This window comes from Acidovorax sp. SRB_24 (assembly GCF_012931925.1).
On sequence record NZ_MWOM01000032.1, the window covers coordinates 1 to 22245 of the forward strand.

General features: G+C 68.4%; 20 protein-coding genes. 7 read left to right on the forward strand and 13 right to left on the reverse strand.

The window, feature by feature from the left end; translation table 11 throughout:
• Positions 1–257 precede the first annotated feature (257 nt).
• The 5 genes from B2J89_RS12355 to B2J89_RS12375 are packed head-to-tail and all read right to left on the reverse strand — an operon-like array spanning position 258 to position 4760.
• Positions 258–986 (reverse strand): ABC transporter ATP-binding protein, encoded by a 729-nt coding sequence (locus tag B2J89_RS12355; protein WP_169169390.1) that lies wholly within the window; start codon positions 984–986, stop codon positions 258–260.
• Complete coding sequence (locus tag B2J89_RS12360) at positions 983–1717, reverse strand: ABC transporter ATP-binding protein (protein WP_169169391.1); 735 nt, start codon at positions 1715–1717, stop codon at positions 983–985. The genes B2J89_RS12355 and B2J89_RS12360 overlap by 4 nt, the downstream gene beginning before the upstream one ends.
• Entirely contained in the window at positions 1714–2661 is a 948-nt protein-coding gene (locus B2J89_RS12365) for a branched-chain amino acid ABC transporter permease (RefSeq protein WP_169169392.1), read from the reverse strand. Before B2J89_RS12365 ends, B2J89_RS12360 begins: the two co-directional genes overlap by 4 nt.
• A complete protein-coding gene (locus B2J89_RS12370; protein WP_169169393.1) occupies positions 2658–3521 on the reverse strand; it encodes a branched-chain amino acid ABC transporter permease in 864 nt (287 codons plus the stop codon). Before B2J89_RS12370 ends, B2J89_RS12365 begins: the two co-directional genes overlap by 4 nt.
• 24 nt (positions 3522–3545) lie before the next feature.
• On the reverse strand, positions 3546–4760 hold the full coding sequence (locus B2J89_RS12375) for an amino acid ABC transporter substrate-binding protein (protein WP_169169394.1): 1215 nt from the start codon (positions 4758–4760) through the stop codon (positions 3546–3548).
• Between the two features lie 311 nt (positions 4761–5071).
• Here B2J89_RS12375 and B2J89_RS12380 point away from each other — a divergent pair, with 311 nt between their 5' ends.
• From B2J89_RS12380 to B2J89_RS12390, 3 genes are read left to right on the forward strand one after another with little or no spacing between them, the layout of a single operon-like run.
• Entirely contained in the window at positions 5072–6517 is a 1446-nt protein-coding gene (locus B2J89_RS12380) for an efflux transporter outer membrane subunit (RefSeq protein WP_169169395.1), read from the forward strand.
• Between the two features lie 24 nt (positions 6518–6541).
• Positions 6542–7717 carry an efflux RND transporter periplasmic adaptor subunit gene (locus B2J89_RS12385; RefSeq protein WP_169169396.1) on the forward strand — a complete coding sequence of 392 codons (1176 nt, stop codon included), beginning with the start codon at positions 6542–6544 and terminating at the stop codon, positions 7715–7717.
• The gene (locus B2J89_RS12390) at positions 7714–10842 is read left to right on the forward strand and encodes an efflux RND transporter permease subunit (RefSeq protein ID WP_169169397.1); all 3129 of its coding nucleotides are present in this window, start codon (positions 7714–7716) and stop codon (positions 10840–10842) included. Before B2J89_RS12385 ends, B2J89_RS12390 begins: the two co-directional genes overlap by 4 nt.
• 17 nt (positions 10843–10859) lie before the next feature.
• Here B2J89_RS12390 and B2J89_RS12395 read toward each other — a convergent pair whose 3' ends face one another.
• Positions 10860–11591 (reverse strand): response regulator, encoded by a 732-nt coding sequence (locus tag B2J89_RS12395; protein ID WP_169169398.1) that lies wholly within the window; start codon positions 11589–11591, stop codon positions 10860–10862.
• A 103-nt stretch (positions 11592–11694) separates the two neighbouring features.
• Positions 11695–12036: an outer membrane protein assembly factor BamE gene (gene bamE / locus B2J89_RS12400; RefSeq protein ID WP_169169399.1), complete on the reverse strand. Its 342-nt coding sequence runs from the start codon at positions 12034–12036 to the stop codon at positions 11695–11697.
• Between the two features lie 166 nt (positions 12037–12202).
• Between bamE and B2J89_RS12405 the strand changes: the two genes are divergently transcribed.
• From B2J89_RS12405 to B2J89_RS12415, 3 genes are all read left to right on the forward strand, one after another.
• Positions 12203–14275, forward strand: coding sequence for an ATP-binding protein (locus tag B2J89_RS12405; protein ID WP_169169400.1), 2073 nt, complete (start codon positions 12203–12205; stop codon positions 14273–14275).
• 242 nt (positions 14276–14517) lie between these two features.
• Positions 14518–14877, forward strand: coding sequence for a hypothetical protein (locus B2J89_RS12410; protein ID WP_169169401.1), 360 nt, complete (start codon positions 14518–14520; stop codon positions 14875–14877).
• A 145-nt stretch (positions 14878–15022) separates the two neighbouring features.
• Complete coding sequence (locus B2J89_RS12415) at positions 15023–15553, forward strand: porin family protein (RefSeq protein WP_169169402.1); 531 nt, start codon at positions 15023–15025, stop codon at positions 15551–15553.
• A 208-nt stretch (positions 15554–15761) separates the two neighbouring features.
• Here B2J89_RS12415 and B2J89_RS12420 read toward each other — a convergent pair whose 3' ends face one another.
• Positions 15762–17180 (reverse strand): GTPase/DUF3482 domain-containing protein, encoded by a 1419-nt coding sequence (locus B2J89_RS12420; protein ID WP_169169403.1) that lies wholly within the window; start codon positions 17178–17180, stop codon positions 15762–15764.
• Positions 17155–18585: a DUF2868 domain-containing protein gene (locus tag B2J89_RS12425; protein ID WP_169169404.1), complete on the reverse strand. Its 1431-nt coding sequence runs from the start codon at positions 18583–18585 to the stop codon at positions 17155–17157. Before B2J89_RS12425 ends, B2J89_RS12420 begins: the two co-directional genes overlap by 26 nt.
• Before the next feature lie 150 nt (positions 18586–18735).
• Here B2J89_RS12425 and B2J89_RS12430 point away from each other — a divergent pair, with 150 nt between their 5' ends.
• Positions 18736–18936 (forward strand): hypothetical protein, encoded by a 201-nt coding sequence (locus B2J89_RS12430; protein ID WP_169169405.1) that lies wholly within the window; start codon positions 18736–18738, stop codon positions 18934–18936.
• Positions 18937–18973: 37 nt separating this feature from the next.
• Here B2J89_RS12430 and B2J89_RS12435 read toward each other — a convergent pair whose 3' ends face one another.
• The 4 genes from B2J89_RS12435 to B2J89_RS12450 form a co-directional block, all read right to left on the reverse strand.
• On the reverse strand, positions 18974–19714 hold the full coding sequence (locus B2J89_RS12435) for a hypothetical protein (protein ID WP_240965004.1): 741 nt from the start codon (positions 19712–19714) through the stop codon (positions 18974–18976).
• Positions 19711–20709, reverse strand: coding sequence for an MlaD family protein (locus B2J89_RS12440; protein WP_169169406.1), 999 nt, complete (start codon positions 20707–20709; stop codon positions 19711–19713). The genes B2J89_RS12435 and B2J89_RS12440 overlap by 4 nt, the downstream gene beginning before the upstream one ends.
• 64 nt (positions 20710–20773) lie before the next feature.
• Complete coding sequence (locus B2J89_RS12445; RefSeq protein WP_169169424.1) at positions 20774–21574, reverse strand: ABC transporter permease; 801 nt, start codon at positions 21572–21574, stop codon at positions 20774–20776.
• 103 nt (positions 21575–21677) lie between these two features.
• A complete protein-coding gene (locus B2J89_RS12450; protein ID WP_169169407.1) occupies positions 21678–22160 on the reverse strand; it encodes a Cd(II)/Pb(II)-responsive transcriptional regulator in 483 nt (160 codons plus the stop codon).
• Between the last annotated feature and the right edge of the window lie 85 nt (positions 22161–22245).

The window sequence follows — 22245 nt, forward strand, 5'->3', positions numbered from 1 at the left end:
AACAGTCTAAGAAAGTTGGCTGCTGCGGTTGACGGGCTGAGTGCTTTTGCATAGGCACTTATAGTTCGTACGAAGTGAAGCGCACACTTGGGTACAAAACAACATCCAAGCAGCCATGTAAGCTGTTGTTTTTAAATGGGTTTTTATTTTTTGGCCGGAGTCCCGCCCTCTCCGCCAAATACAAACCCTAAGTAATTGATTTACTTAGGATTTTCTTTTTCCCAACCACTGTCCCGCAGCGCACCGCAGGTCAGGCGCTACAGCCCCAGATACGCCCGCTGCACCGCCGGATCGTCGATCAGGTCCTGTGCGGCGCCGCTGTGCACGATGCGGCCGGTCTCGAGCACATAGCCCCGGTCCGCACCCGACAAGGCCAGTTGTACGTCCTGCTCGACCAGAAGGATGGTGACGCCATCGCGGCGGATGTTGGCGAGCACGTCCATCAGTTGCTCGACCACGACCGGGGCCAGCCCCAGGCTCATCTCATCGACCAGCAACAGCGTAGGCGCAGCCATCAGCGCCCGGGCCATGGCGCACATCTGCTGCTCACCACCCGACATGCTGCCCGCCAATTGGCGGCGCCGATCGGACAGGCGCGGAAAGAGCGTGTACATGCGCTCCAGGTCGCGCGCCACCGCCACCTTGTCAGGGCGCCGGTAGCCGCCCATCAGCAGGTTGTCTTGCACGCTCATGCGGTCGAACAGCTGGCGCCCCTCGGGCACCTGCACCAGCCCCAGGCCGAATGCCTGGTCGGGCGTCATGCCCGATATTTCCTGCCCGTTCATGGCGATGCTGCCGGTGCACGGCAGCACGCGCGACAGAGCCCGCAGCAAGGTGGTCTTGCCGGCGCCGTTGCTGCCAACCAGCGCCACCAGTTCGGCCGGGTAGACATCGAGCGCCACATCGTGCAGCGCGAGCATGCCACCGTAGCCTGCGCTGAGCCCACGCACGGCCAATAGCGGTGCCGGCGCCTGTGCTGTGCTCATGCGCGCCGCTTTCCAAGATAGGCCTCGACCACGGCGGGGTCGGACAGCACGGCATCGGGCACGCCGTCGGCAATTTTTTCTCCATGGTGCATCACCAGCAGCCGGTCCGACAGGCTCTTGATGGCCTTGATGACATGTTCGATGACCAGGATGCCGATGCCTTGGTCGCGCAGCTTGCGGATGATGGCTATCACCTCGTCGATCTCGACCAGGTTCAGGCCGGCCATGACCTCGTCGCACAGCAGCAGCTTGGGCTGCATCGCCAGTGCCTTGGCCAATTCGAGACGTTTGCGGCCCGGGCCGCCGAGCTCGTCGGCGCGCTGCGCGGCGTGCGCGCCCATACCCACGAAAGTGAGGCATTCGCGCGCCTGCTCGCGCGCCTGTGCCAGGCTGGCTCGCTGGGCGGCATGGCCGAACAGCGCGCCGATGGCCACGTTGTCGAGCACCGACAGGCCCGGAAACGGCCGCATGATCTGGAACGTGCGACCAATGCCCAGGCGCGCGCGCTGGTAGGCCGGCAGGCGATTGATGCGCTCGCCCTGGAACAGCACCTCGCCCTCGCTGGCAGCCAGCGTGCCGCTGATCAGGCTGATCAATGTGGTCTTGCCTGCGCCGTTGGGACCGATCAGGCCGAGGATTTCGCCGGGCGCGAGCGTGAAGCTGACATCGTTGACGGCCACCAGCCCGGCAAAGCGCCGGGAGGCATGGCGGACTTCGAGCAGCGCGCTCATAGCCGGTGCGCCTTGATGTTGTCGATGAAGTAGCGCCAGCCTGTTTTGCGCAAGTGGCGCAGCAGATCGGCCAAGCCACGCGGCATCAGCACCACAGCCACCACGATGACGATGCCGAAGAACAACCCGGCGACGCTGGTGGCTGCGCTCGACAGGTATTCGGAAATCGCCGACAACGTGAAGGCGCCGACGATGGGCCCGAGCACCGTGCCCGGGCCGCCAAACACGGCCATGATGATCATCTTGACGTTGAGGCCGATGTCGAACGCGCTCTCAGGGTCGAGGAAAGTGATCCAGTAGGCGTGGATGCCGCCAGCCAGCGCGCTGAACACGCCCGAGAGCGCGAACGCAAGCACCTTGTACAGCGTGGTGTTCACACCCATGACGGCGGCGGCCTCCTCGTTCTCGCGGATCGCGATCAGCCCGAAACCGAAGCGGCTACGCGTCAGCCAGAAGATGGTCAGCGTGGCCACCACCAGCAGCGCCAGTGAGAGCTCGTAGAACAGCCGGTCGTTGTTGAGCGGCGGCAGCACCAGGCCGATGTTGCGGCCCGCCAGCTCGACGTTCGAGACGATGGCCGTCATCACCTGCGACAGTGCCAGCGTGGCGATGGCGAAATAGTGGCCCCTGAGCCGCAGCACCGGCAAGCCGAGCACCAAGGCGAACACCACGGCCAGCGCAACGCCGAAGGCCAGGCCCACGCCGAACGGCAGGCCCCACTGCACCATGGCGATGGCCACTCCGTAGCTGCCGAGGCCATAGAAGACGGAGTTGCCGAACGAGGCATAACCGGTGTAGCCGCCGATGATGTTCCAGCCCTGCGCCAGCACGGCGAGCAACAGGGTGTTGATGCCAAATTGCACCAGCACGTCGGAGCCATACCACGGCACCCCGGCGAGCAACAGCAGCGCCAGCAGAACGAGGCCGACGCGCACGGCCTTCACGCTGTCCTCCCCAGCAGGCCGCCCGGGCGCACGATGAGCACCAGCACCAGGATGCCGAAGCTCGCGACGTCGCGGTAGGTGGGCCCGATGTAGAGCGAGGTCAGCGCCTCGACGATGCCGAGGAACAGCCCGCCGACAATGACGCCGAGCGGGTTGTCGAGACCGCCGATGATGGCGATGGCGAACGACTTGGCGGTCAGCGACGCGCCGATGTAGGGGTTGATCTGCGACACCGTGCCATACAGCCCGCCCGCGGCGCCGGCCAGCGCCAGCCCGAGGCCGAAAGTGGTGGCATAAAGGTGCCTGGGCTCGACGCCATACAGGCGTGCCGCGACCAGGTTCTGCGCGGTCGCGCGTATCGCCCGCCCGAGCCAAGAATGCAGCAAGAACAGCCACATTCCGACCGTGAGCACGATGGCCACGCCAAACGCGCCCAGGCGTGCCAGCGGCAACACAACCGGTCCCCATTGCACGCTGTTGCCCGCATACGGCGGGTTGATGGTGCGAAAGTCGGCCGAGAACGCCATCTGGGCGAGGTAGGTCAGGACGACCTCGATGCCGAAGGTGATCAACAGCGTGTTGAACATCGGTGCGCGCACGACCAGGTTCAGCACGCCGCGCTGCAGCATGTAGCCCAGGCAGAACATCAGCACCGCCGTGATCGGCAGGCCCAGAAAAGGGTTGATGTGCGCGTCAGTGTAGAGATACCACGACAGGTACGCGCCGAGCATGATGAAGGCGCCATGCGCCAGGTTGACGATGTTGAGCACGCCCCACACCAAGGCCAGGCCCAGCGCCATGACGGCATAAAGCCCGCCCAGCAGCACGCCGTTGAGCAGGATTTGCGCGAGCAGGTCCACGCGGCGCTCCTGTGGGCCTGCCTGCTACCGCGCGTTCCAGGCCGGCATCGGGTATTTGGGTGGGGTGACGAAGCCCTTGGCGCCGTAAACCTCGACCAACTTATCGCCCTGCACCTGGATCACCACCTGGGGCAGATCGATCTGGCCGTTCTTGCCAAACGAAACCGGGCCGTAGACGCTGTCGAATTTGAGCTTGGCCAGTGCATCGCGCACCTTCTGCGGATCGGTGCTGCCGGCGTCTTCCATCGCCTGCACCAGCGCCTCCACGTCGGCCACGCCGGAAGCGGCGTGGTAGTCGGGCTCGTAGCCAAAGCGCGCCTGGTACTCCTTGGCGAACTGCAGGGCATCGCCGAACCAGCGGTCCTTCAGCGCCGCTGACGGCAGCCAGGCCGTCATGCCGAAGGCGTAGTCGGCATCCTTGCCCAGGGCCTTGCGAAAGTCTTCGCTGGGAACGCCCACGGTGAACGAATACATCTTCGGCGCCACGGCCAGGCTCTTGGCCTGGCGCACGAAGTTGAGGATCTCGGTCTCGTGACCCGCCACGAGCACCACCTCGACGTTCTTGCTTTTGATCTGCGACAGCAGTGAACTGAAGTCGGTGGCGTTGGTGCTGTAGCGCTCGTCGATGGCGATTTCCAGCCCGGCCTTCTTCAGCATCGGCCGCGTGCCCTGGGCCACCGACACGTCGAACGCATCGTCGGCATACAGCAGCGCCACCGTTTTAGGCGGCGGCTTGAGCAATTGGAGCATGTCGACGGTGCTGCCGAAATAATTGCTTGCCGGTGCGAGCGTGCCGAAGATGTACTTGAAATTGCGCGCAAAGATCTGGTCGGAGGCGCCACCGCCCTGCACCATGGGCACTTTGTACTTTTCGGATACGGCCGAATCGGCCAGGGCGAAGTTGCTGGCGAACGGGCCGAGCAGCAGGTTGACCTTGTCCTGCGAGACCAGCTGGGTGTACTGGCGCACGCTCAGGTTGACGTCGGACTGGTTGTCGTAGAGCTTGAGCGCCAGCTTGTGCGGCTGGCCGGCGATCTTCACGCCACCGGCAGCATTGATCTTGTCGACCGCCAGCTGATACGCATCGCGGTAATAGCGGCCGGTGTTGGCAACCGGCCCGGTCAGTTGCACCGAGGCCCCCAGCACGACCTCCTGCGCGAGCGCAGCGCACCCAGTCCATGCCGCGAAACAGCCGGCCAATACAGAGGCAATCCACTGGGAGCGCTTGAGAGACAGCATGACGATCTCCTGGACAAGGCGACAGCGTCGAGCTGACATCCGAAAGAGAGGGGCTATCGCCGCGCCCCGCTTTCTCCAAAAAGATGCAGCATGCGTGCATATATAGCACCGTTACCGCTCAAAGGCCAGTGCAATGTCCTGTCGCCAGCGCACCTAACCCAAATGCACTGACAGGCCCTGCTCTGCTGCGGTTGTTGCAAATGTCACGCGGCGCAGAACACTTGACATAGGCCGCGCACCCCTGGGCGGGATGCTGAATCCACCCGGAGCATGGCACTTCGGAGCACCCGCTGCTTTTGTCCGGAGACTTCATGGATGCACCATGGTTCGCTTCAGCGCGCCGCACCGCGGGTCCGGTTGCTGCCGCCCTGCTTTTCGGTTGTGCCGCGGGCCCCAGCTATGTGCGCCCGCCCATCGAAGCGCCCCCCACCTACAAGGAGGACGGGCCGTGGCGGCCCGCACAGCCTCAAAGCATCGACAGCGAGCACCCCTGGTGGTCGCTGTATGCCGACGGCACACTCGATCGCCTGATCGCGCAAGCAACCCAGGCCAACCAGAACATTGCCCAAGCCGAAGCGCAGGTGCGCCAGGCGCGTGCCATTGCCGATGCGGCCCGGGCGGGCTTTTTTCCGACGGTTGGCGCCACGGCTGGTGCAGAACGTGCCCTGACCAACAGCAACGGCAGCCATCTTGGCAATACGGTCAGCGTGGGCCTGCAGGCCGGCTGGGAGCCCGACCTGTGGGGCGGCGTGCGGCGTGCGGTCGAGGCCGGCAACGCCGGCAGCCAGGCCAGCGCCGACGATCTGGCGGCCGCGCGCCTGAGCGTGCAGTCCACGCTGGCGCAGGACTACTTCCAGCTGCGCACCACCGACCGCCAGATCGCGCTCTACGAGCGCACCGTCGCCGCCTACCGCAAGGCGCTGGCACTGGCGCAGGCACAGTACAACGCCGGCGTTACGCTGCGCTCGGACGTGGCGCTGGCCCAGACGCAGCTCGAAGCGGCCGACGCGCAGCGCATCGACCTGCAAGTGCAGCGCAACCAGCTGGAACACGCGATCGCCGTCCTGCTGGGCAAGGCGCCGGCCGCATTCGCGCTTTCAGCGCTTGATGCGCCGGTGGCAACGCTGCCGCTGGTTCCAACCGGACTGCCCTCCGAACTGCTGGAGCGCCGGCCCGACATTGCCAGCGCGGAGCGCCGCGCGGCGAAGGCCAACGCCAATATCGGCGTGGCCCGTGCTGCCTACTACCCCGCGCTGACGCTCAGCGCCAGCGTCGGCAGCACCGCCACCAGCCTGGCCACGCTGTTCTCCACCCCGGCCCGCGTCTGGTCACTCGGCGCTGCATTGGCGGGTACGCTTTTTGACGACGGCCTGCGCAGGGCGCGGGACGCCCAGGCGGTGGCAGCCTACGACATCACCGTGGCCCAATACCGGCAAACCGTGCTGGCCGGCTTTCAGGAGGTTGAAGACAACCTGGCCGCCCTGCGCGTGCTCGGCCAGGAATCGGCCGTGCAGGAGCGTGCCGTGCAGGCCGCCGGGTTGGCCGAGCGGCTGGCCCTGAGCCAGTACCGCGCCGGAAGCGCCAGCTACCTCACGGTGGTCAATGCCCAGACGCTGTCGCTGACCAACCAGCGCGCACTCGAACAATTGCGCGGTCGCCAGCTGGTTGCCAGTGTCGCGCTCATCGCCGCCACGGGAGGCGGGTGGAGCGCGGCCGGCCGCGAACGCGATGCCGCAGCGCTTGCACGCACGCCTTGATGCGCCCCGGAGGAAGCCGCCCCCATGACCGCATCGCCTGTCCGCCGCCGCTACGTCCTGCTGGGCCTGGTCTGCCTCGTTGCCGTGCTCGCTAGCGCCTGGTATTTCAGCCGCCCGGCGCCGGCTGTACGGTCGACTGCGGCGCCCCCCGTGCGGGTCACCACAGCGCCCGTGCTGTCGCAGGCGGTGCCCATCTACCAGACGGGCCTGGGCACGGTCACGGCCGCACAAAGCGTCACCGTCAAGACCCGCATCGATGGCCAGCTGGACCAGGTCGGCTTCACCGAAGGTCAGGACGTCAAGGCCGGCCAGATGCTGGCGCGCATCGACCCGCGCACGCTGCTGGCGCAGCTGGCGCAGGCCCAGGCCCAGCGCGCCAGGGACCAGGCCCAGCTGATGAATGCGCGCAGCGATTTGCAGCGCTTTGTGCGCCTGATCGGCGAAGACGCGGCGACGCAGCAGCAGCTGGACACGCAAAAAGCGCTGGTCGCGCAACTCCAGGCCAGCGTGCAGACCGATGACGCGCAGGTCCAATACGCGCAGGTGCAGCTGAGCTTCACCACCATCCTGGCACCCATCAACGGGCGCGTGGGTGCGCGCCTGGTCGATCCGGGCAACATCGTGCACGCAACCGACGCCAATGGCCTGGTGGTGATCAACCAGATCGACCCGATTGCCGTCGTCTTCACGCTGCCCGAGGACGCCTTCCAGGACATCAACCGCGCCCTGCAGGCCAGCCACGAGCCGCTGGCGGTGCAGGCCTACCCGCGCGAAAGCCAGGAGCTGCTGGGCAGCGGCACGCTGGTGCTGCTGAACAACCAGATCGATCCGGCCACCGGCACGGTGCAGCTCAAGGCCCGCTTTCCCAACCCGCAGCACCGCCTGTGGCCCGGCCAGTTCGTCAACGTGCGCCTGCTGCTGGGCATGCGCGATCAGGCGCTGACCGTGCCCGCCGCCGCCGTGCAGCGCAGCCAGGACGGCACCTATGCCTATGTGGTCAGCACCGATGGCCGCACGGTACAAAACCAGGCGATCACCGTGGCGCAGATCCAGGACGGGCTGGCTGTGATCACCCAGGGCCTGAGCGCCGGCCAGCGCGTGGTGGTGGCCGGACAGTACAAGCTCAAGCCGGGATCGGCCATCGCTGAAGCCACGCCGCCTGCCGCTGCAATGCCCTCCGGCGCAGGGGCACGGAAATGAGCCTTTCCGCCCACTTCATCCAGCGCCCCATCGGCACCACGCTGCTGGCCCTGGCGCTGCTGCTGGTGGGCATGGCCCTGTTTCCGTTGCTGCCCATCGCGCCGCTGCCGCAGGTGGACTTTCCGACCATCCAGGTGTCGGCCAGCCTGCCCGGGGCCAGCCCCGAGACCATGGCCTCGAACGTGGCGCAGCCGCTGGAGCGCCAGTTCTCGCTGATCGCCGGCCTGGCGCAGATGACCTCGCTCAGCGGGACCGGCTCGTCGCAGATCACCCTGCAGTTCGACCTGAGCCGCCCCATCGACGCCGCCGCGCTCGACGTGCAGGCCGCCATCAACGCCGCCAGCGGCCAGCTGCCGGCCAACCTGCCGAGCCCGCCGACCTTTCGCAAGATCAACCCGGCGGACTCGCCCATCATGCTGCTGACCGTGCAGTCGCAGACGCTGCCTTTGATCCAGGTGAACGACTACGCCGACAACATCCTGGCCCAGCAGATCTCGCAGATCACGGGCGTGGGGCTGGTCAACATCGGCGGAGCGCAAAAGCCCGCCGTGCGCATCCAGGTCGACCCAGCCAAGCTGGCCGCCATGGGCATGAGCCTGGAAGACATTCGCGGCGTGATGGCCACCGTGTCGGTGAACCAGCCCAAGGGCACGCTGGACGGGCCGGCGCAGAGCTTCACCGTCTACACCAACGACCAGCTGCTCAGCGCCGCGCCCTGGAACGACGTGGTGCTGGCCTACAAGAACGGCGCGCCAGTGCGGGTGCGCGACATTGGCGTGGCCGTCGATGCCGCGGAAAACAACAAGGTGGCGGCCTGGGCCTATGCCGGCGCCGCCGAACCCGACAGCGGCATCCACAACGGCCGCGCTCTGTTGCTGGTCATCTTCAAGCAGCCGGGCGCCAACGTGATCGAGACGGTCGACCAGATCAAGGCCGCGCTGCCGCGCCTGCAGGCCGCGCTGCCGCCCACGGTCGAGGTCCACACCTTGGTCGACCGCACGCAGACCATCCGCGCCTCGGTGCACGACGTCGAGTTCACGCTGATGCTGACCATCGCGCTGGTGGTGCTGGTGATCTTCATCTTCCTGCGCAATGTGGCGGCGACGCTGATCCCGAGCGTGACGGTGCCGCTGGCGCTGCTGGGCACCACGGCCATCATGTACCTGGTGGGGTTCAGCCTGGACAACTTGTCGCTGATGGCGCTGACGATCTCGGTCGGCTTTGTCGTGGACGACGCCATCGTGATGCTGGAGAACATCTACCGCCATATCGAGGACGGCATGGCGCCGATGGAGGCGGCCACCCAGGGGGCCGGCGAGATCGGCTTCACCATTGTGTCGATCTCGGTCTCGCTGGTGGCGGTGTTCATTCCGCTGCTGCTGATGGGCGGCATCGTGGGCCGGCTGTTCCGCGAGTTCGCCATCACCGTGACGCTGGCCATCGCCGTCTCGGTACTGATCTCGCTCACCCTCACGCCCATGCTGTGCTCGCGCTTCCTGCAAAACCAGCACGCCCGCGCGCATGGGCGGCTGTACCAGTTCTTCGAGCGCGGCTTCGACACCTTGCTCGACGGCTACCGGCGCGGCCTGAACGTGGTGCTGCGCCACCAGTTCATCACGCTGTGCGTCTTCTTTGCCACGCTGGTGGCCACGGTGGCGCTGTTCATCGCCATCCCCAAGGGCTTTTTCCCGCAGCAGGACACGGGCTTCATCTTCGGGTCGGCGCAGGCCGGACAGGACTCCTCGTTTGCTGCGATGAACCGGCGCATGGTGCAGTTTGCCGACGTGGTGCGCCAGGACCCCGACGTCACCGGCCTGGCGATGTTCGGCAACTCGTCGATCTTCAACACCGGCAACTTCTTCATCTCGCTCAAGCCCAGGGACGAGGGGCGCACCTTGAGCGCCGACCAGATCATTGCCCGGCTGCGCCCGAAGGTGGCCAACATCGAGGGCGCTTCGCTGCTGATGCAGGCCGGCCAGGACGTCAACGTGGGCGGGCGCCTGTCGCGCACGCAGTACCAGTACACCCTGACCGACGCCAACCTCGACGAGCTCAACCTGTGGGCGCCCCGGCTGCTGGAACGCTTTGCGCAACTGCCGCAGCTCACCGACGTGGCCTCGGACCTGCAAAATGCCGCCGCTACGGCCACGCTGACGATAGACCGTGACCGTGCGTCGAGCTTCGGTTTCTCGCCCGCCGCCGTCGACGCGACGATCTACGACGCCATCGGCCAGCGCCAGGTGGCCCAGTTCTTTACGCAGATCAACAGCTACCACATCGTCCTGGAGGTGACGCCGACGCTGCAGACCGATCCCTCGCTGTTTGGCAAGCTCTACATGACCTCGCCGCTGACCGGCCAGCAGGTGCCGCTGTCGGCCTTCGTCAAGCTCGACAGCAACAAGACCGCCTACCTCTCGATCAGCCACCAGGGCCAGTTCCCGGCCGTGACGCTGTCGTTCAACCTGGCGCCCGGCGTGGCGCTGGGCGAGGCGGTGGAGGCCATCAACCAGGCCCAGAGCAGCATGGGGCTGCCGCAGGCGCTGAGGGGGTCGTTCCAGGGCACGGCACAGGCCTTCCAGGACTCGCTGCGCACCCAGCCCTACCTGATTGCCGCCGCGCTGGTCGCGGTCTACATCGTGCTCGGCCTGCTCTACGAGAGCTACATCCATCCGCTCACCATCCTGTCGACGCTGCCCTCGGCCGGCGTCGGTGCGCTGCTGATCCTGATGGCGGGCGGCTACGAGCTGACGGTGATCGCGCTGATCGGCATCATCCTGCTGATCGGCATCGTCAAGAAAAACGGCATCATGATGATCGACTTCGCGCTCACCGCCGAGCGCGAGCAGGGCCTGGCGCCGCGTGACGCGATCTACCAGGCCTGCCTGCTGCGCTTTCGCCCCATCATGATGACCACCCTGTGCGCGCTGCTCAGTGGCCTGCCGCTGATGCTGGGCCACGGTGCTGGCTCGGAACTGCGCCGGCCACTGGGCTACGCCATGGTCGGCGGGCTGCTGCTGTCGCAGGCGCTGACGCTGTTCACCACGCCCGTCGTCTACCTCTACCTGGACCGGGCGCACTACTGGTTCATGCGCCGGCGCGGCATGGGGCAGGCACATACGCCCTGAACCAGGAAGGGAGCGGCTCAGAACAGCGTCTCGACGCTGCAGGCAAGCCGGTAGCCGGCGCCGCGCTCGGTCACGATCAGTGTGGGATGGGCCGAATCGGCTTCGATCTTGAGCCGCAGCCGCCGGATCTGCACGTCGATCGTGCGGTCATAGACCTCCGCCTCGTGCAAGCGCGACAGGGACAGCAACTGGTCGCGCGTCAGCACCCGCTGCGGCGCCCGGCACAAGGCATTGAGCAGGCTGAATTCACCGTTCGACAGCTCCACCGAGTGGCCGTCGGCCGCCACCAGGCGCCGCGTGCGCAAGTTGAGCTCCCAGCCCGAAAAACGGAAGGCCCGGCGCGTGTTGTCACGCTCGGGCAGCGTGGCCTGCACCTGGTAGCGGCGCAGCACGGCGTGCACACGCGCCAGCAGTTCGCGCGGGCTGAAAGGCTTGGTCATGTAGTCGTCAGCGCCCAGCTCCAAGCCCATCACGCGGTCGGCCTCGTCGCTGCGCCCGGAGAGCAACACGATGGGCACGGTGGCACGATCGCGCAGGCGGCGCGCCAGCTGCATACCGTCTTCTCCGGGCAGCCGCAGGTCCAGCAACACCAGGTCGATGGCCTCGCGGTCGAACAGCTCGAACATCTCTTGGCCCGAGCAGCCGGCGCTCACGCGCATGTCGTTCTTGCCGAGGTACTCGACCACCAGGTCGCGCACACCGGCGTCGTCGTCGATCACGAGGATGTGCGGGGTGGAGGCTGTGGGCATGGCGCAGGCGCGCCAAGATGGCTGCGGCGCCTGTGCAGCATAGTTCCAATGGAAGCCACAGTGCAAGTCTGTCAACCCGGCTTGTGGATACCGGTGCAAGCGCTCATTGGTTTCTGCCGCCGTCGCCACCACCGGCATTGGGATCCATGCGTTCGTTCATGGAAAGCACCCGCCCGTCGGCACTGAAATCGACATCAAACAGGGTTTGCTCCACGTCCCTGACCCGGTACGTGTAAGTAGGGCCGGGCTGGTTGCGATACTTGATGGATTGCTCCGGTCGTCCCAGGGCCTGTTGCACCTGGTCCATGCTCATGCCGGGCGACACCAGCGCTTCCTCGGCATGGCTGATCGTGACGCCGCCTGCCGCCTGGGAGGCGACTGCGCCACAGGCCAGCCCGGCAACCACGAGCAGACGTGCGGCCCCGGGAATGAATTTGAGTGCCATGATGTCCTTCTTTCTTGGAATGAGGTCTCAGGGCGGTCTTCGACAGAAACACCCCACCTGGGCCGCCATGGTGGGCGCACAAAGCAGCGCGCGCATTGCAGCAGGCCAGCGCCGCATGTCAGATGTCATGAGGAACCCTCCCACCAGCCACCCGATCGCACCGCGCATGGAAACAGACGCACCGCTGCCTTCGCACCCCTGGCTGCCCTGGGTGGTGGCGCTCGGCCTGTGGCTGGCGCTGGCGGGCGTTGCCAGCGTCGCCTTGTGGCAGCTGCGCCGAGACGCAGTCGCCCACCAGACCCGCGAACTGGAGCTGCTGGCGCTGGCGCTGACCGACGAAATCGAGCGCAGCCTGCGCGGCACCGAGGCAGGCTTGTACGCGCTGCGCACCGAGCTGCATGACGGACGCCTGCCCATAGAGAGCCCGAACGCCGTGCAGGCGCTGCGCATGCGCGCCGACCTGATGCCCCTGGTTCGCACCTTGTGGCTGGTCGACGGCGGGGGCGAGGTGCTCGCCGCCTCCAGCACGGCAGCCGCGCCAGAGCTAGCGGCCTTCGCGCCCGCCGGCGCGCAGCTGGCCGAGGACGCCGCCACGCTGAGCCGTCCGTTCGCCGATGGCAGCGCGCACGAGATGCAGGTGGCGCTGGGCATTCGCTTCCATAGCGCGCAGGGCACGTCGAGCGGCTGGATCCTGGCCGCCCTGCCGGCCAGCGCCCTGCTGGGCGCCTTCAGCGCAGCCCAGCCGGGGCCGGAGACGCGCATGGCGGTGTTCCGCAACGATGGCGTGCGCCTGGCCAGCGCCAATGCCGCCCCGTCCAGCGTCAGCGAGTCCCTGATGGCGCAGCGCCTGGCGCAGCGCCCGAACCAAGAGATCCGGAGCTTTCGCGACGGCAGCGAGAACCTGGTGAGCCTGCACCATGTGCCCCGCTATAACGTCAAGATTTTGGTGTCGCTCGACCTCCAGGCCGCGCTGCGGCCCTGGCGCGGAGCCGCTGACATGGCGGCGGCGGTGCTGGCTTTGCTGCTGCCCACCACGCTGGCCGCCCTGCTTTTTGTGCGCCGCGCCGAGCGCCGGCGCCTGCAGGCCCAGCGCGCGCTGCAGCGGCAACTGGTGCGCGCCAGCAGGCTCGAATCGCTGGGGACGCTGGCCAGCGGCGTGGCCCACGACTTCAACAACCTGCTGGCGGGCATCGTGGGCTTTGGCGAGATGGCGCGCGACGCCGCCCCCAATGGCAGCGACCAGGCGCGCCACCTCGACAAGGTGCTCCAGGCCTCCCTGCGCGGCAAGGCGCTGGTCGAACGCATCCTGGCCTTCAGCCGCGGCGGGGCCCGCGTCTCCACCGTCTTCGAATTCGAACCCGTGGTCGAAGAGGTCCTCACCCTGCTCTCGGTCAATTTGCGCCCCGGGCTGGTGTTGGAGCGCGGCTTTGATGCCACGGGCGCGCGCCTGCGCGGCGATCCGACCCAGGCCTTTGAAGCCGTCATGAACCTGTGCACCAACGCCCTGCAGGCGATGCCCGGCAACGGCCTGCTGAGCGTGCACCTGGAGCGTGCCCACGTGGCCGCACCGCGCGTGCTCTCGCACAGTGCCCTGCCGGCCGGAGACTATGTGGCGCTGAGCGTATCGGACCAGGGCGTCGGCATCACGCCGCAGGTCATGGAGCACCTGTTCGAGCCCTTCTTCACCACGCGCGGCGCGCAGTCGGGCACCGGCCTGGGCCTGGCCGTGGTCCATGGCGTGGTGGCCGAATTCGGCGGCGCCATCGACGTGCGCAGCACGCCCGGCCAGGGCGCCTGCTTTACCCTCTACTTCCCCGAATGCACCGAGGCCGGCGGCGCGGGCGCACCCGCACGCCGCACCTTCCCCGAAGGCACGGCACTGGAGCTGATGGTGGTGGACGACGACCCCTCACTGATGGCACTGGTGGGGGAGCTGCTGCGGGACATGGGCTATGCCAGCGCCGGCTTCACCGACCCGCGCGCCGCGCTGCAGGCGCTGCAGGCGCAGCCGCAGCGCTTCGCCGCCGTCCTCACCAACGAGGCCATGCCCGGGCTCACCGGCACCGAGCTGGCCGCCGCCCTGCGGGCACATGCGCCGGGGCTGCCCGTGCTGCTGCTCAGTGGCTACGGCGGTGCGTCGCTGGCACGCCGCGCCACTGCCGCCGGCGTGGCCCGGGTTCTCGCCAAACCCCTGCAGCGCGCCGATCTTGCCCGTGCCTTGGTCGATCTGCTGGGCTGATTTCATTGCAAATGGCATTTCGCGCCCAGCCTTCGGACACATGGCTGCACCCGGGCCTTGCGAGCATGCGCGTCACCGCTCCCACCCTTTGCGATGGTTCCCATGAAAAGAGGTCCGCCCATGCCGCCGAGCGCCATCCCGCGCGCAGCTGCCACCGCTGTGCAGCCAGCGCCTTGCCGGCCCGGCAGCCACCCGGCGGGTGCATGCGCATGGCGTTGTGGAGCGAGAAACCGGTTGCACCCATGAGCCTGCCTGCGCTGCCCCAAGGCACCGGCTCGGCGGCCGGGGCGCATCTGCTGATCCACACCGGTGCCGCGGTGGCCGAGGGCTGGAGCCTGGAAGCCCTGCTGCAGCGCATGCGCGCCCGTGTCCTGCCGCAACCGTGCCCGGAGCGCACGCGGCTGGCGCTGGAGATCCATGACCAGCGAGGCCACAGCGTGCTCGCGCTTGATCTGGCCGGTTCGCTGGTCGACGTGGCCTTGCAGCCCGGCACCTACCGCGTCACCGCCCGGCGTGGCAACACCCGGCGCAGCTACACCGTCGCGCTCAGCCCGGGCAGTTCGTTCGACCTGCACGTGCGCCTGCCGCATCCTGGGCACTGAGGCTCGCAGAAGGCCAGAGTACGTAACGAGTCGTCACATATCGATGGCAAATGCAATGCAGAGATGCATTTGGCATCGCGCGGGCGCATCATTGCACTGCGAACCATGGAGCCTGCCGCTGCGCACTGTCCCAAAGGAGTCGACCATGCAGATCTTCACGCTCAAAGCCGCGCTGGGCGCGGCACTGCTTCTATGCAACGTGGGCGCCTTCTGCGCGCCCAATGAGGGACCTTACGTCGGAGGCGGTCTGGGCGTTCCCAACTACCCCGACACCGTTAATGGCTTCGACAGCGGCGGCTCATCGGTCGCCGGCAAGCTCTATGGGGGTTACCAGTTCACACCCAACTTCGCGCTCGAAGCGGGCCTGAGCGACCTGGGCCGCGTCGGGCTGAGCGGCAGCCGGGTGCGCGGCCGCAGCGCATTCGTCGATGCGGTGGGCTTGGCGCCGCTCACGGACCAGTGGGCGCTGCTGGGACGCCTGGGCCTGGCCCACGCCACGCTCGACACACCGGCCGGCGACAGCAGCGGCAACGGGCTCAAGCTCGGCCTGGGCGCGCAGTACCTGCTGACCCCGAATGTCGCGCTGCGCGGCGAGTGGGAGCGCTACCGCCCGAGCGTGTTTGGTGGCCACAGCAACGTCGATCTCTACACCATCGGCGTACGCGTGGGCTTCTAAATCCATAGCTGCTTGCGCATTCTGCTGTTGGGTTTCAGGCATAAAACACATCGAAACACAGCACGCATGTGCGCAAGCAGCTCACTTTTTAGGTTTTCCACCCGAACGCAGCCGGCCGGCGGATCGGCGTGTCCGCGCCGCCAGCGCTGCATCAAACTATTGATTTAATAGCTGCCAGCGCTTGACCACCAAGCGTTACCGGCACTTTTCAGGGAAATTCTTGGAGCAGCGTGCGCAGCCCCTGCGCCACGCGCTCGACCAGGCGGCTGCGCCGCGCATCAGCGCCGGCCAGGTCGTGCTGCGCCAGCTCCCACTGCGGGTAACTGCGCGCTGGCGCCAGGCTGCGCACCAGGGCGGCCAGCGCCTGCGTGCCCTGCGGTGGATCGGCGTCGCCGGCTGCGGCCACGTGCAGTGTGTCCAGCGCTGCATGGCCGCGCTGCTCCAGCGCCGCGCACAGGTGCAGCAGGCTGCCCGCCAGCAGCAACAGCACTTCGTTTTCGAGCGTCAGCTCTTCGGTGCCGCGCACGCGGTTGGCGATCTTGCGCGGCACCTGGCTCCAGCCCTGGCTCGCCAGGCCGCCCACGGCGGCGCCCAGGGCAGTGGCCGCGCCCAGCGACAGCCCGGCCAGCGCCACATCGGCCACCAGCCCCACGGCCGCGCCCACGGCGGCGCCGGTGCCCAGCTTCTGGCCCGCATCTGCCAGCGTGTGCGGGTTGAACAGGTCGGTCTGCCAGCGTCCGCTGGCCCAGGGCGCCAGGTGCACGTCGGCGTCACCAGCGCCAAAGCCGTACACCGCCAGCATGGCCTGCACGCCCCGGTCCACATGGACGGCCAGGCTCGCCTTGAAGTCGCGCACCAGGGCGGCCTTGCGGAACGCGTCGGCGGCTGCATCGCGGCCGATTTCGCGGCGCATGGAAGCGGCCGTCACCAGCACGCTGGCGGCGAGCTGCGTGGCGGCGACACGGCGCGCGTGCGCCTGCGCTTCCAGCTCGTCCGTGATGGCCTGCAGTTGCGTGCGGCGCGCGCGCAGCAGCACGCCCAGGTCCTGGTAGAGCTGGCGCTCGGCGCCCGTGAAAGGCGCCACCGCATCGAACTGCACCCAGGCGTGCAGGTGGTAGGCGGCCAGCGTTTCGCGCCACTGCGCTTCCTGGCTGTGCCCGCTGCGCAGGAAATTCAGCACCGGCATGACCGGCTTGGCGCAGGCGCTCAGGATCTCGATCTCATAGCGGTACTTGGGCAGCACCTCTTCGCGGCAATCGATCACGTAGATGGCGGCGTCCACCGCGAGCAGCGTGCGCAGCACCTTGGCTTCCTGCTCAAAGGCAGCGTGCGCCTCGGGGCCCTTCAAGAAGGCGCGCACCCGCTCGACCGGCGTGCCCTCGCCGGGCAGGTTTTTCAAATACTGCTGCAGCGCGGCCGCGTCTTCGAGGCCGGGGGTGTCGAAGTAGCGCACGGCCACCACGCCGTCGATGCAAAGGTCGATGCGCTCGACGTGCCGCGTGGTGCCGGGCTGGTCGGCCACGGTGCCAAAGTGGCGCTGGCGTGCCAGGGTGCGCAAGAGCGAGGTCTTGCCCGCGTTGGTGTGGCCGACCACGGCGATCTCAAGGGGCGGTACGGCTGTGATCATGGTGTTGCTCGGCCCAGGCCAGGGCATCGGTGGGTTGGGCAAAACTGGCCACGCCCTGCAGGCCGGCGGCGTCCAGCCAGTCGCGCCAGCGCTGGCGCTGGGGCTGGCCCCGTCCCGCGGGCGGATCGGCCAGCCACAGCGCACAGTGGCCGGCGTGGGCGCCGGCCTCGCGCAGAAAGCGCTCGGTGCCGCGGTCCGGCGTGGCGGCGGCGTTGCACACCAGCACCAGCGCGCGCGGGCGCAGCCGGGCCAGCGCGCCAAGCACGCTGCGGCGCTCGTCCAGCGTGCCGGAGATGCGTTCGATCAGGGCGGCGGCGGCCAACGCCCCGGGCGGCCAGTCCTGGCCCTGCGGCAGCTCAAAGCCCACCACGGCCAGCGCCTGGCCGGCAGCGCCGGGCGCCAGCGTGGCCAGCGACGCGGGACCCTGCGGCGCGGGGTGCTCCGCATCGGTCACGCAGCCCGGCTGCAGGGCCGCGAAGCGCGCCAGCAACTGGCTGAAATACGGGTCGGAGGTGTCGATTTGTATGCGGCCCTTGCGCCGCTGCCACACCACCGCGCACAGCGCAGCGCACAGCAGCCGCGGCAGCAGCCCATACACCGTGACACAGCCCAGCAACCACCAGGCGGCCGCACGCGCGGGCAGCACCAGCGGCGCCTGCGCGCTGGCGCGCCCCGCCACCTCGGACACCGGAAAGCCCAACAACCCCGGCAGCCGGCCCGTGGCCTGCACGAAGGCGGCAAACAGGTCGGCGCTGAGGATGGTGGTCTCCCACGTCAGGCGGTATTCGCGGAAGGCAAAGGCCAGCCACAGTGCGCCCAGCACCAGCACAAAGGCGGCCGACCACACCAAGTGGCTGACCAGCCCGAAGGCCCAGGGCGCGAGGCGCGCACGCTGCAGCATCTGCGCTGCGGCGCGTGCCAGCGCCTGCGCCTGGGGGCGCGGGCCCATCGGCAGGCGCGCAAGCGCCTGCAGCAGCAAGGGCCCGAACGACAGTCTCCCCCAGGCGCCCGGTCCGGAGCGGCCCGGCAGCAGCAGCGCCACCAGCCACAGCAGCAGTGTGAACGCATGCACCCCCAGCGCCGCGACCAGGGCACTGCCGGCGTTGATGCTGCGCGCGTCGGTCAGCATGGCCAGCACCAGGCCATTGGCCAGCAACACCACGGCCACGGCCAAAGCGGCGCCCAGCAGCCAGGCCGCCTCGCGCCAACGTGCCATCTGCGCCACCAGGCCGAGCCGCTCGCCCAGCAGCCAGGCGCGCTCGCGCAAGCGCTGCTGTGGCGCGGCCTGCAGGCGCGCGGCCTCGGCCAGGGCGTGGGCATCGTCGAGCGGCCCGTCCTGCTCGATGCCGCGCACGGCCAGCGCCATCCACACCTCGGCCAAAGGCGATCGGGATGCCGGCGCCATCAGGCAGTGCCCCCGCGCGTGCTGGTTTGTTCTTGTAACGACGGCCGCAAAGCGTCTTTGTCTGACATGCGGAACCGCCACCGCGGGCTGTAATCGAAATACTGCAGCCAGTGGCCACGTCGGCCACGTGCACTGACCGGAGAAATCGCCATGAAGCGCCGCCACCACCTCCAACGTCCTGGCATCGCTCCTTCGCGCGCGCTGGTGGCCTTCGTGGGCACCGTGGTTCTGGCCCTGGTCGCTTCGGCCGCTCTGCTGTGGCCCGATTCGGCCACCAATGCGGCCGATGCGCTCGCACGGGCCCGCCAGGGGCTCGAACACTGGATTCCTGCCAGCCTGCTGCCCCACTGAGCGGCCAGCCCGGCCCCGCGCGCGGGTGCCACGCACCTCACTGCGCAGCCCCGCTGCGCTCCACCACCGCCATGCGCCGGCGCAGGCGCGCCGCTTCTTCGGCATCGGCCGCAGCCTCGGCGCGTGCCGCCTGCAAGGCCAGCCAGGCCAGGAGCGGACGGCGCCAACCCTGGCGCGACGCCGCGTCGAGCGCAGCGGCCACCACCGGCGGACTGGCCTGGCCGCTGCGCAGCAGCACGCCCGCCGCCACCAGGCGCGAAAGCGGGTCCGGGATGCGCGCCAACGCCGCGGCGGCATGGTCTGCGTCGCCCGCTGCGGCCGCCGCCGCCACGCCCTGCTGGGCCGCGGGCAGCAGCGCCACATCGGCTGGCTGAGCTTGGCCTGCCAGGTAATGGGCGTAGGCTGTCTCCGGGTCGGCAGCGTCCTCGCGCAGGGCCTCGAACGCGCTGCAGGGCTCGCTCACCAGGCTGGCCACCTGGGCCGCGCAGCGCAGCAGTTCCACGCGCGCCAGCAGCGCCGGCTGTCCGGTGCGGGCGGTCTCGGCGCGGGCGTTGTCGAACGCGCGCTGCGCTGCACGCGCATCGCCCGACAGGTAGGCCTGCACGGCCTTTTCCGCAGCACCGTGGGCGTTGAGCTGCCAGTCGGGCACGGGCGGGCGGCTGGCGCAGCCGGCCAGCGCGGCGCACAGCAGCACCGCGGCGGCAGCGCCCAGGCGCGGCCTGCGTTGCGCGCGCACAGGGCGTTGCGAAATGTCTGGCACGGACGGGAACCGCTTCATGGCAGCGTCACCTGCCGGTCGCGCGCAAACGGCCATTTGCGGTTGATCTCGTTGACCAGGCCTTCGATCTTGGCCAGATTGCTCTCGACCTCGGCGCGCAGCGCGCCCAGGTCTTGCGTGCCCGCCCGCACATTGGCGCCCACGGCCTGTGCCTCGGCCAGCACGCCATCGACTTTCTTGAGGCTGTTGCGCGTGTCGGCCAGCAGGCCATTGAGCTGCACCACGGTGGCCCGGACTTCGGGCATCACGCCGCCCGGGCCAAACACCTGCGTGTCGGCCTTGGCGGCCATGGCGTCGATGCGCGCCAGCAGCACATTGGTGTGGTCGAGCGTGGCGACGATTTTTTTCGCATCGGCTTCGCTGCCCATGAGCAGGTTCAGTGCGCCGCCCGGGCCCTTGAGGCGTTCGGTCAGCGCCTGCACGTTGGCCATGCTGGTGCCCAGGGCCGAGTCCTGCGCCGTGAGCGTGTTGAGGTTGCCCAGCAGTTCGCGCGCCGCCGCCATGAGCTGCGGCACCTCGCCCAGCGCATCGCCGCCCAGCACCGGGCGCTCGGCGCCGTCGGGCAGCACGGGGTCGGTCAGCATGCCGCTGTAGGCGCGGATGTTGGTGCCGCCCACCACGCCGCGCACCAGCGTGAACACGCTCGAAGTGCGCAGCCAGTGCGCGTCCTTGCGCGGCACGTCGATCAGGATGCGGGCATTGCCGCCTTCGGCCAGTTCGATGCGGCGCACACGCCCGATCGGAAAGCCCGAGAACGTCATGTCCATGCCCACGACCACGCCCTCGGAGTCGTTGGCCGTGAGCACCAGCGTCTGCGTGGGCTCGAACGCGCCACGCGCATACAGCAGGTAGACGCCCGAGCCGACGATGAGCGCCAGCGTAAACAGCAGCAGCGCCGCGGCCTTGAGCTGCAGGTGCGCCACCGGACGCAGCGGCTCGGCGGCCGGAGGCAGCGCGCCGGGCGGCGCAGGCTGGGGAGGCAGGTCGCCGTTCATGGGGCGAGGCCGCCGCGGCACGGGAAAAACGAAACACGAAGCAGGGGCATGGGTGCCCTCCCTTTCAATAGTAGTTGCCCATCAGCGAGCCCAGCTCGATCAGCAGCAGCACCGCAAACATGCGCGCCAGGCCGCCCAGTTCGGAGTCGGGCTGTGCACCCTGGCCGCTGTCGTACATGCCGGCGGTCATGGGGATCAGCGCCACCGCCATGCTCGAAAACAGCGTCTTGAGCGTGAACACCAGCGTGACCGCGGGCGTAAACACCTGGCCAAAGACGCGCGTGTAGCTCGGCAGGCCGGCGGCGTTGAAACCATAGACGCTGAGGTACACCATGACCAGCGCCACCACGCACGACAGCGCGGCCAGCGTGATGCTGGCAAACACGCCTGCCACCACGCGTGGCAGCAGTTCGGTGCGCATCGGGTCGCCGCCGGCGCGGCGCAACGCGGCAAAGTGGCCCGACTGGCGCAGCAGTGCCAGTTGCGAGCCGCTCGGAATGGTGCAGCGCATGGCCACGAACAGCGTGGCCGTGAGCGGGATGAGCTCGAGCACCAGCACGCGGATCAGCATTTCCATCGCGTAGCGCGAGAGCCCATAGCTCAGCGCCGCCACCACCACGATGCGCGTGACGACCACGCACAGCAGCGCCGCCAGCACCGTGAAGCCCATCAGCACCGGCGCGGTGTCCGTGTAGAGGTGGCGCGCCAGCGTGCGGCGCGACGCGCGCCCATAGCTCGACGGCGACAGCACCATCACCAGCACCACGGCGCCCAGGTAGACGATGCGCGCCCAGGCCAGCGCCCAGCGCTGCGCGGCGCGCCACAGGCGCTCGGGCAGGGAGAGGGCGGGCAGGCGGGTCAGCATGGGCGCATCATACTGAATATCCATGAAAACCGGCCCCTGCGCTTGCCTGTCATACGCTGACAGCTATTGTTTTCATAGTGAATGGCCTTGCCGATCCCGGCCTTCACACATGGCGTTTGGGCGCGGCACCGCCCGGCAGGCCCCCGGCCTGGGCATCGGCCTGCGCGTGCAGCGCGTCGAGGGTGCGGCAGTGCGCGTCGGCGCCATCGCAGCGGCTGCGCAGCGCGCGCAGGTCGTGCTCGAGCACCTCCAGCTCCTGCAGGCGCGTGCGCACGTGGGCCAGGTGCTCGTCGAGCGTGTGGCAGGCGACGTGGGCGTCGGCCGGCGCGTCGCGGCTCAGCGCCAGCAGCGTGCGCACTTCGTCGAGCGACATGTCCATGGCCCGGCACAGGCGGATGAAGCGCAGCCGGTGCACGTCGGCCTCGCTGTAGAGGCGGTAGCGATTGTCCTCGCGGCTGCCCGGGCTGAGCAGCCCTTCCTTTTCGTAGTAGCGCATGTTGGCCGCCGACACGCCCGAGCGGCGCGCCGCCTCGCCGATGCGCCAGCGCGCGGTATCGGCCAGCGCGGCAGGGACTTGTGCGGACATGGCTTGACCTTCAAGTGGCTTCAAGGATTCCAATCATGGCATGGCGGATCGGAATCCGCCCGCCACCGAAGAAAGACAGAGGAAA

What these genes read in the sequence shown, in the direction of transcription:
- B2J89_RS12410 (WP_169169401.1), top strand. Translation starts at nt 14,518, where the DNA reads ATGAGCCTGCCTGCGCTGCCCCAAGGCACCGGCTCGGCGGCCGGGGCG.
- B2J89_RS12425 (WP_169169404.1), bottom strand. Translation starts at nt 18,585, where the DNA reads ATGGCGCCGGCATCCCGATCGCCTTTGGCCGAGGTGTGGATGGCGCTG.
- bamE (WP_169169399.1), bottom strand. Translation starts at nt 12,036, where the DNA reads ATGGCACTCAAATTCATTCCCGGGGCCGCACGTCTGCTCGTGGTTGCC.
- B2J89_RS12440 (WP_169169406.1), bottom strand. Translation starts at nt 20,709, where the DNA reads ATGAACGGCGACCTGCCTCCCCAGCCTGCGCCGCCCGGCGCGCTGCCT.
- B2J89_RS12355 (WP_169169390.1), bottom strand. Translation starts at nt 986, where the DNA reads ATGAGCACAGCACAGGCGCCGGCACCGCTATTGGCCGTGCGTGGGCTC.
- B2J89_RS12420 (WP_169169403.1), bottom strand. Translation starts at nt 17,180, where the DNA reads ATGATCACAGCCGTACCGCCCCTTGAGATCGCCGTGGTCGGCCACACC.
- B2J89_RS12435 (WP_240965004.1), bottom strand. Translation starts at nt 19,714, where the DNA reads ATGAAGCGGTTCCCGTCCGTGCCAGACATTTCGCAACGCCCTGTGCGC.
- B2J89_RS12430 (WP_169169405.1), top strand. Translation starts at nt 18,736, where the DNA reads ATGAAGCGCCGCCACCACCTCCAACGTCCTGGCATCGCTCCTTCGCGC.
- B2J89_RS12415 (WP_169169402.1), top strand. Translation starts at nt 15,023, where the DNA reads ATGCAGATCTTCACGCTCAAAGCCGCGCTGGGCGCGGCACTGCTTCTA.
- B2J89_RS12375 (WP_169169394.1), bottom strand. Translation starts at nt 4,760, where the DNA reads ATGCTGTCTCTCAAGCGCTCCCAGTGGATTGCCTCTGTATTGGCCGGC.
- B2J89_RS12395 (WP_169169398.1), bottom strand. Translation starts at nt 11,591, where the DNA reads ATGCCCACAGCCTCCACCCCGCACATCCTCGTGATCGACGACGACGCC.
- B2J89_RS12380 (WP_169169395.1), top strand. Translation starts at nt 5,072, where the DNA reads ATGGATGCACCATGGTTCGCTTCAGCGCGCCGCACCGCGGGTCCGGTT.
- B2J89_RS12450 (WP_169169407.1), bottom strand. Translation starts at nt 22,160, where the DNA reads ATGTCCGCACAAGTCCCTGCCGCGCTGGCCGATACCGCGCGCTGGCGC.
- B2J89_RS12360 (WP_169169391.1), bottom strand. Translation starts at nt 1,717, where the DNA reads ATGAGCGCGCTGCTCGAAGTCCGCCATGCCTCCCGGCGCTTTGCCGGG.
- B2J89_RS12390 (WP_169169397.1), top strand. Translation starts at nt 7,714, where the DNA reads ATGAGCCTTTCCGCCCACTTCATCCAGCGCCCCATCGGCACCACGCTG.
- B2J89_RS12405 (WP_169169400.1), top strand. Translation starts at nt 12,203, where the DNA reads ATGGAAACAGACGCACCGCTGCCTTCGCACCCCTGGCTGCCCTGGGTG.
- B2J89_RS12385 (WP_169169396.1), top strand. Translation starts at nt 6,542, where the DNA reads ATGACCGCATCGCCTGTCCGCCGCCGCTACGTCCTGCTGGGCCTGGTC.
- B2J89_RS12445 (WP_169169424.1), bottom strand. Translation starts at nt 21,574, where the DNA reads ATGCTGACCCGCCTGCCCGCCCTCTCCCTGCCCGAGCGCCTGTGGCGC.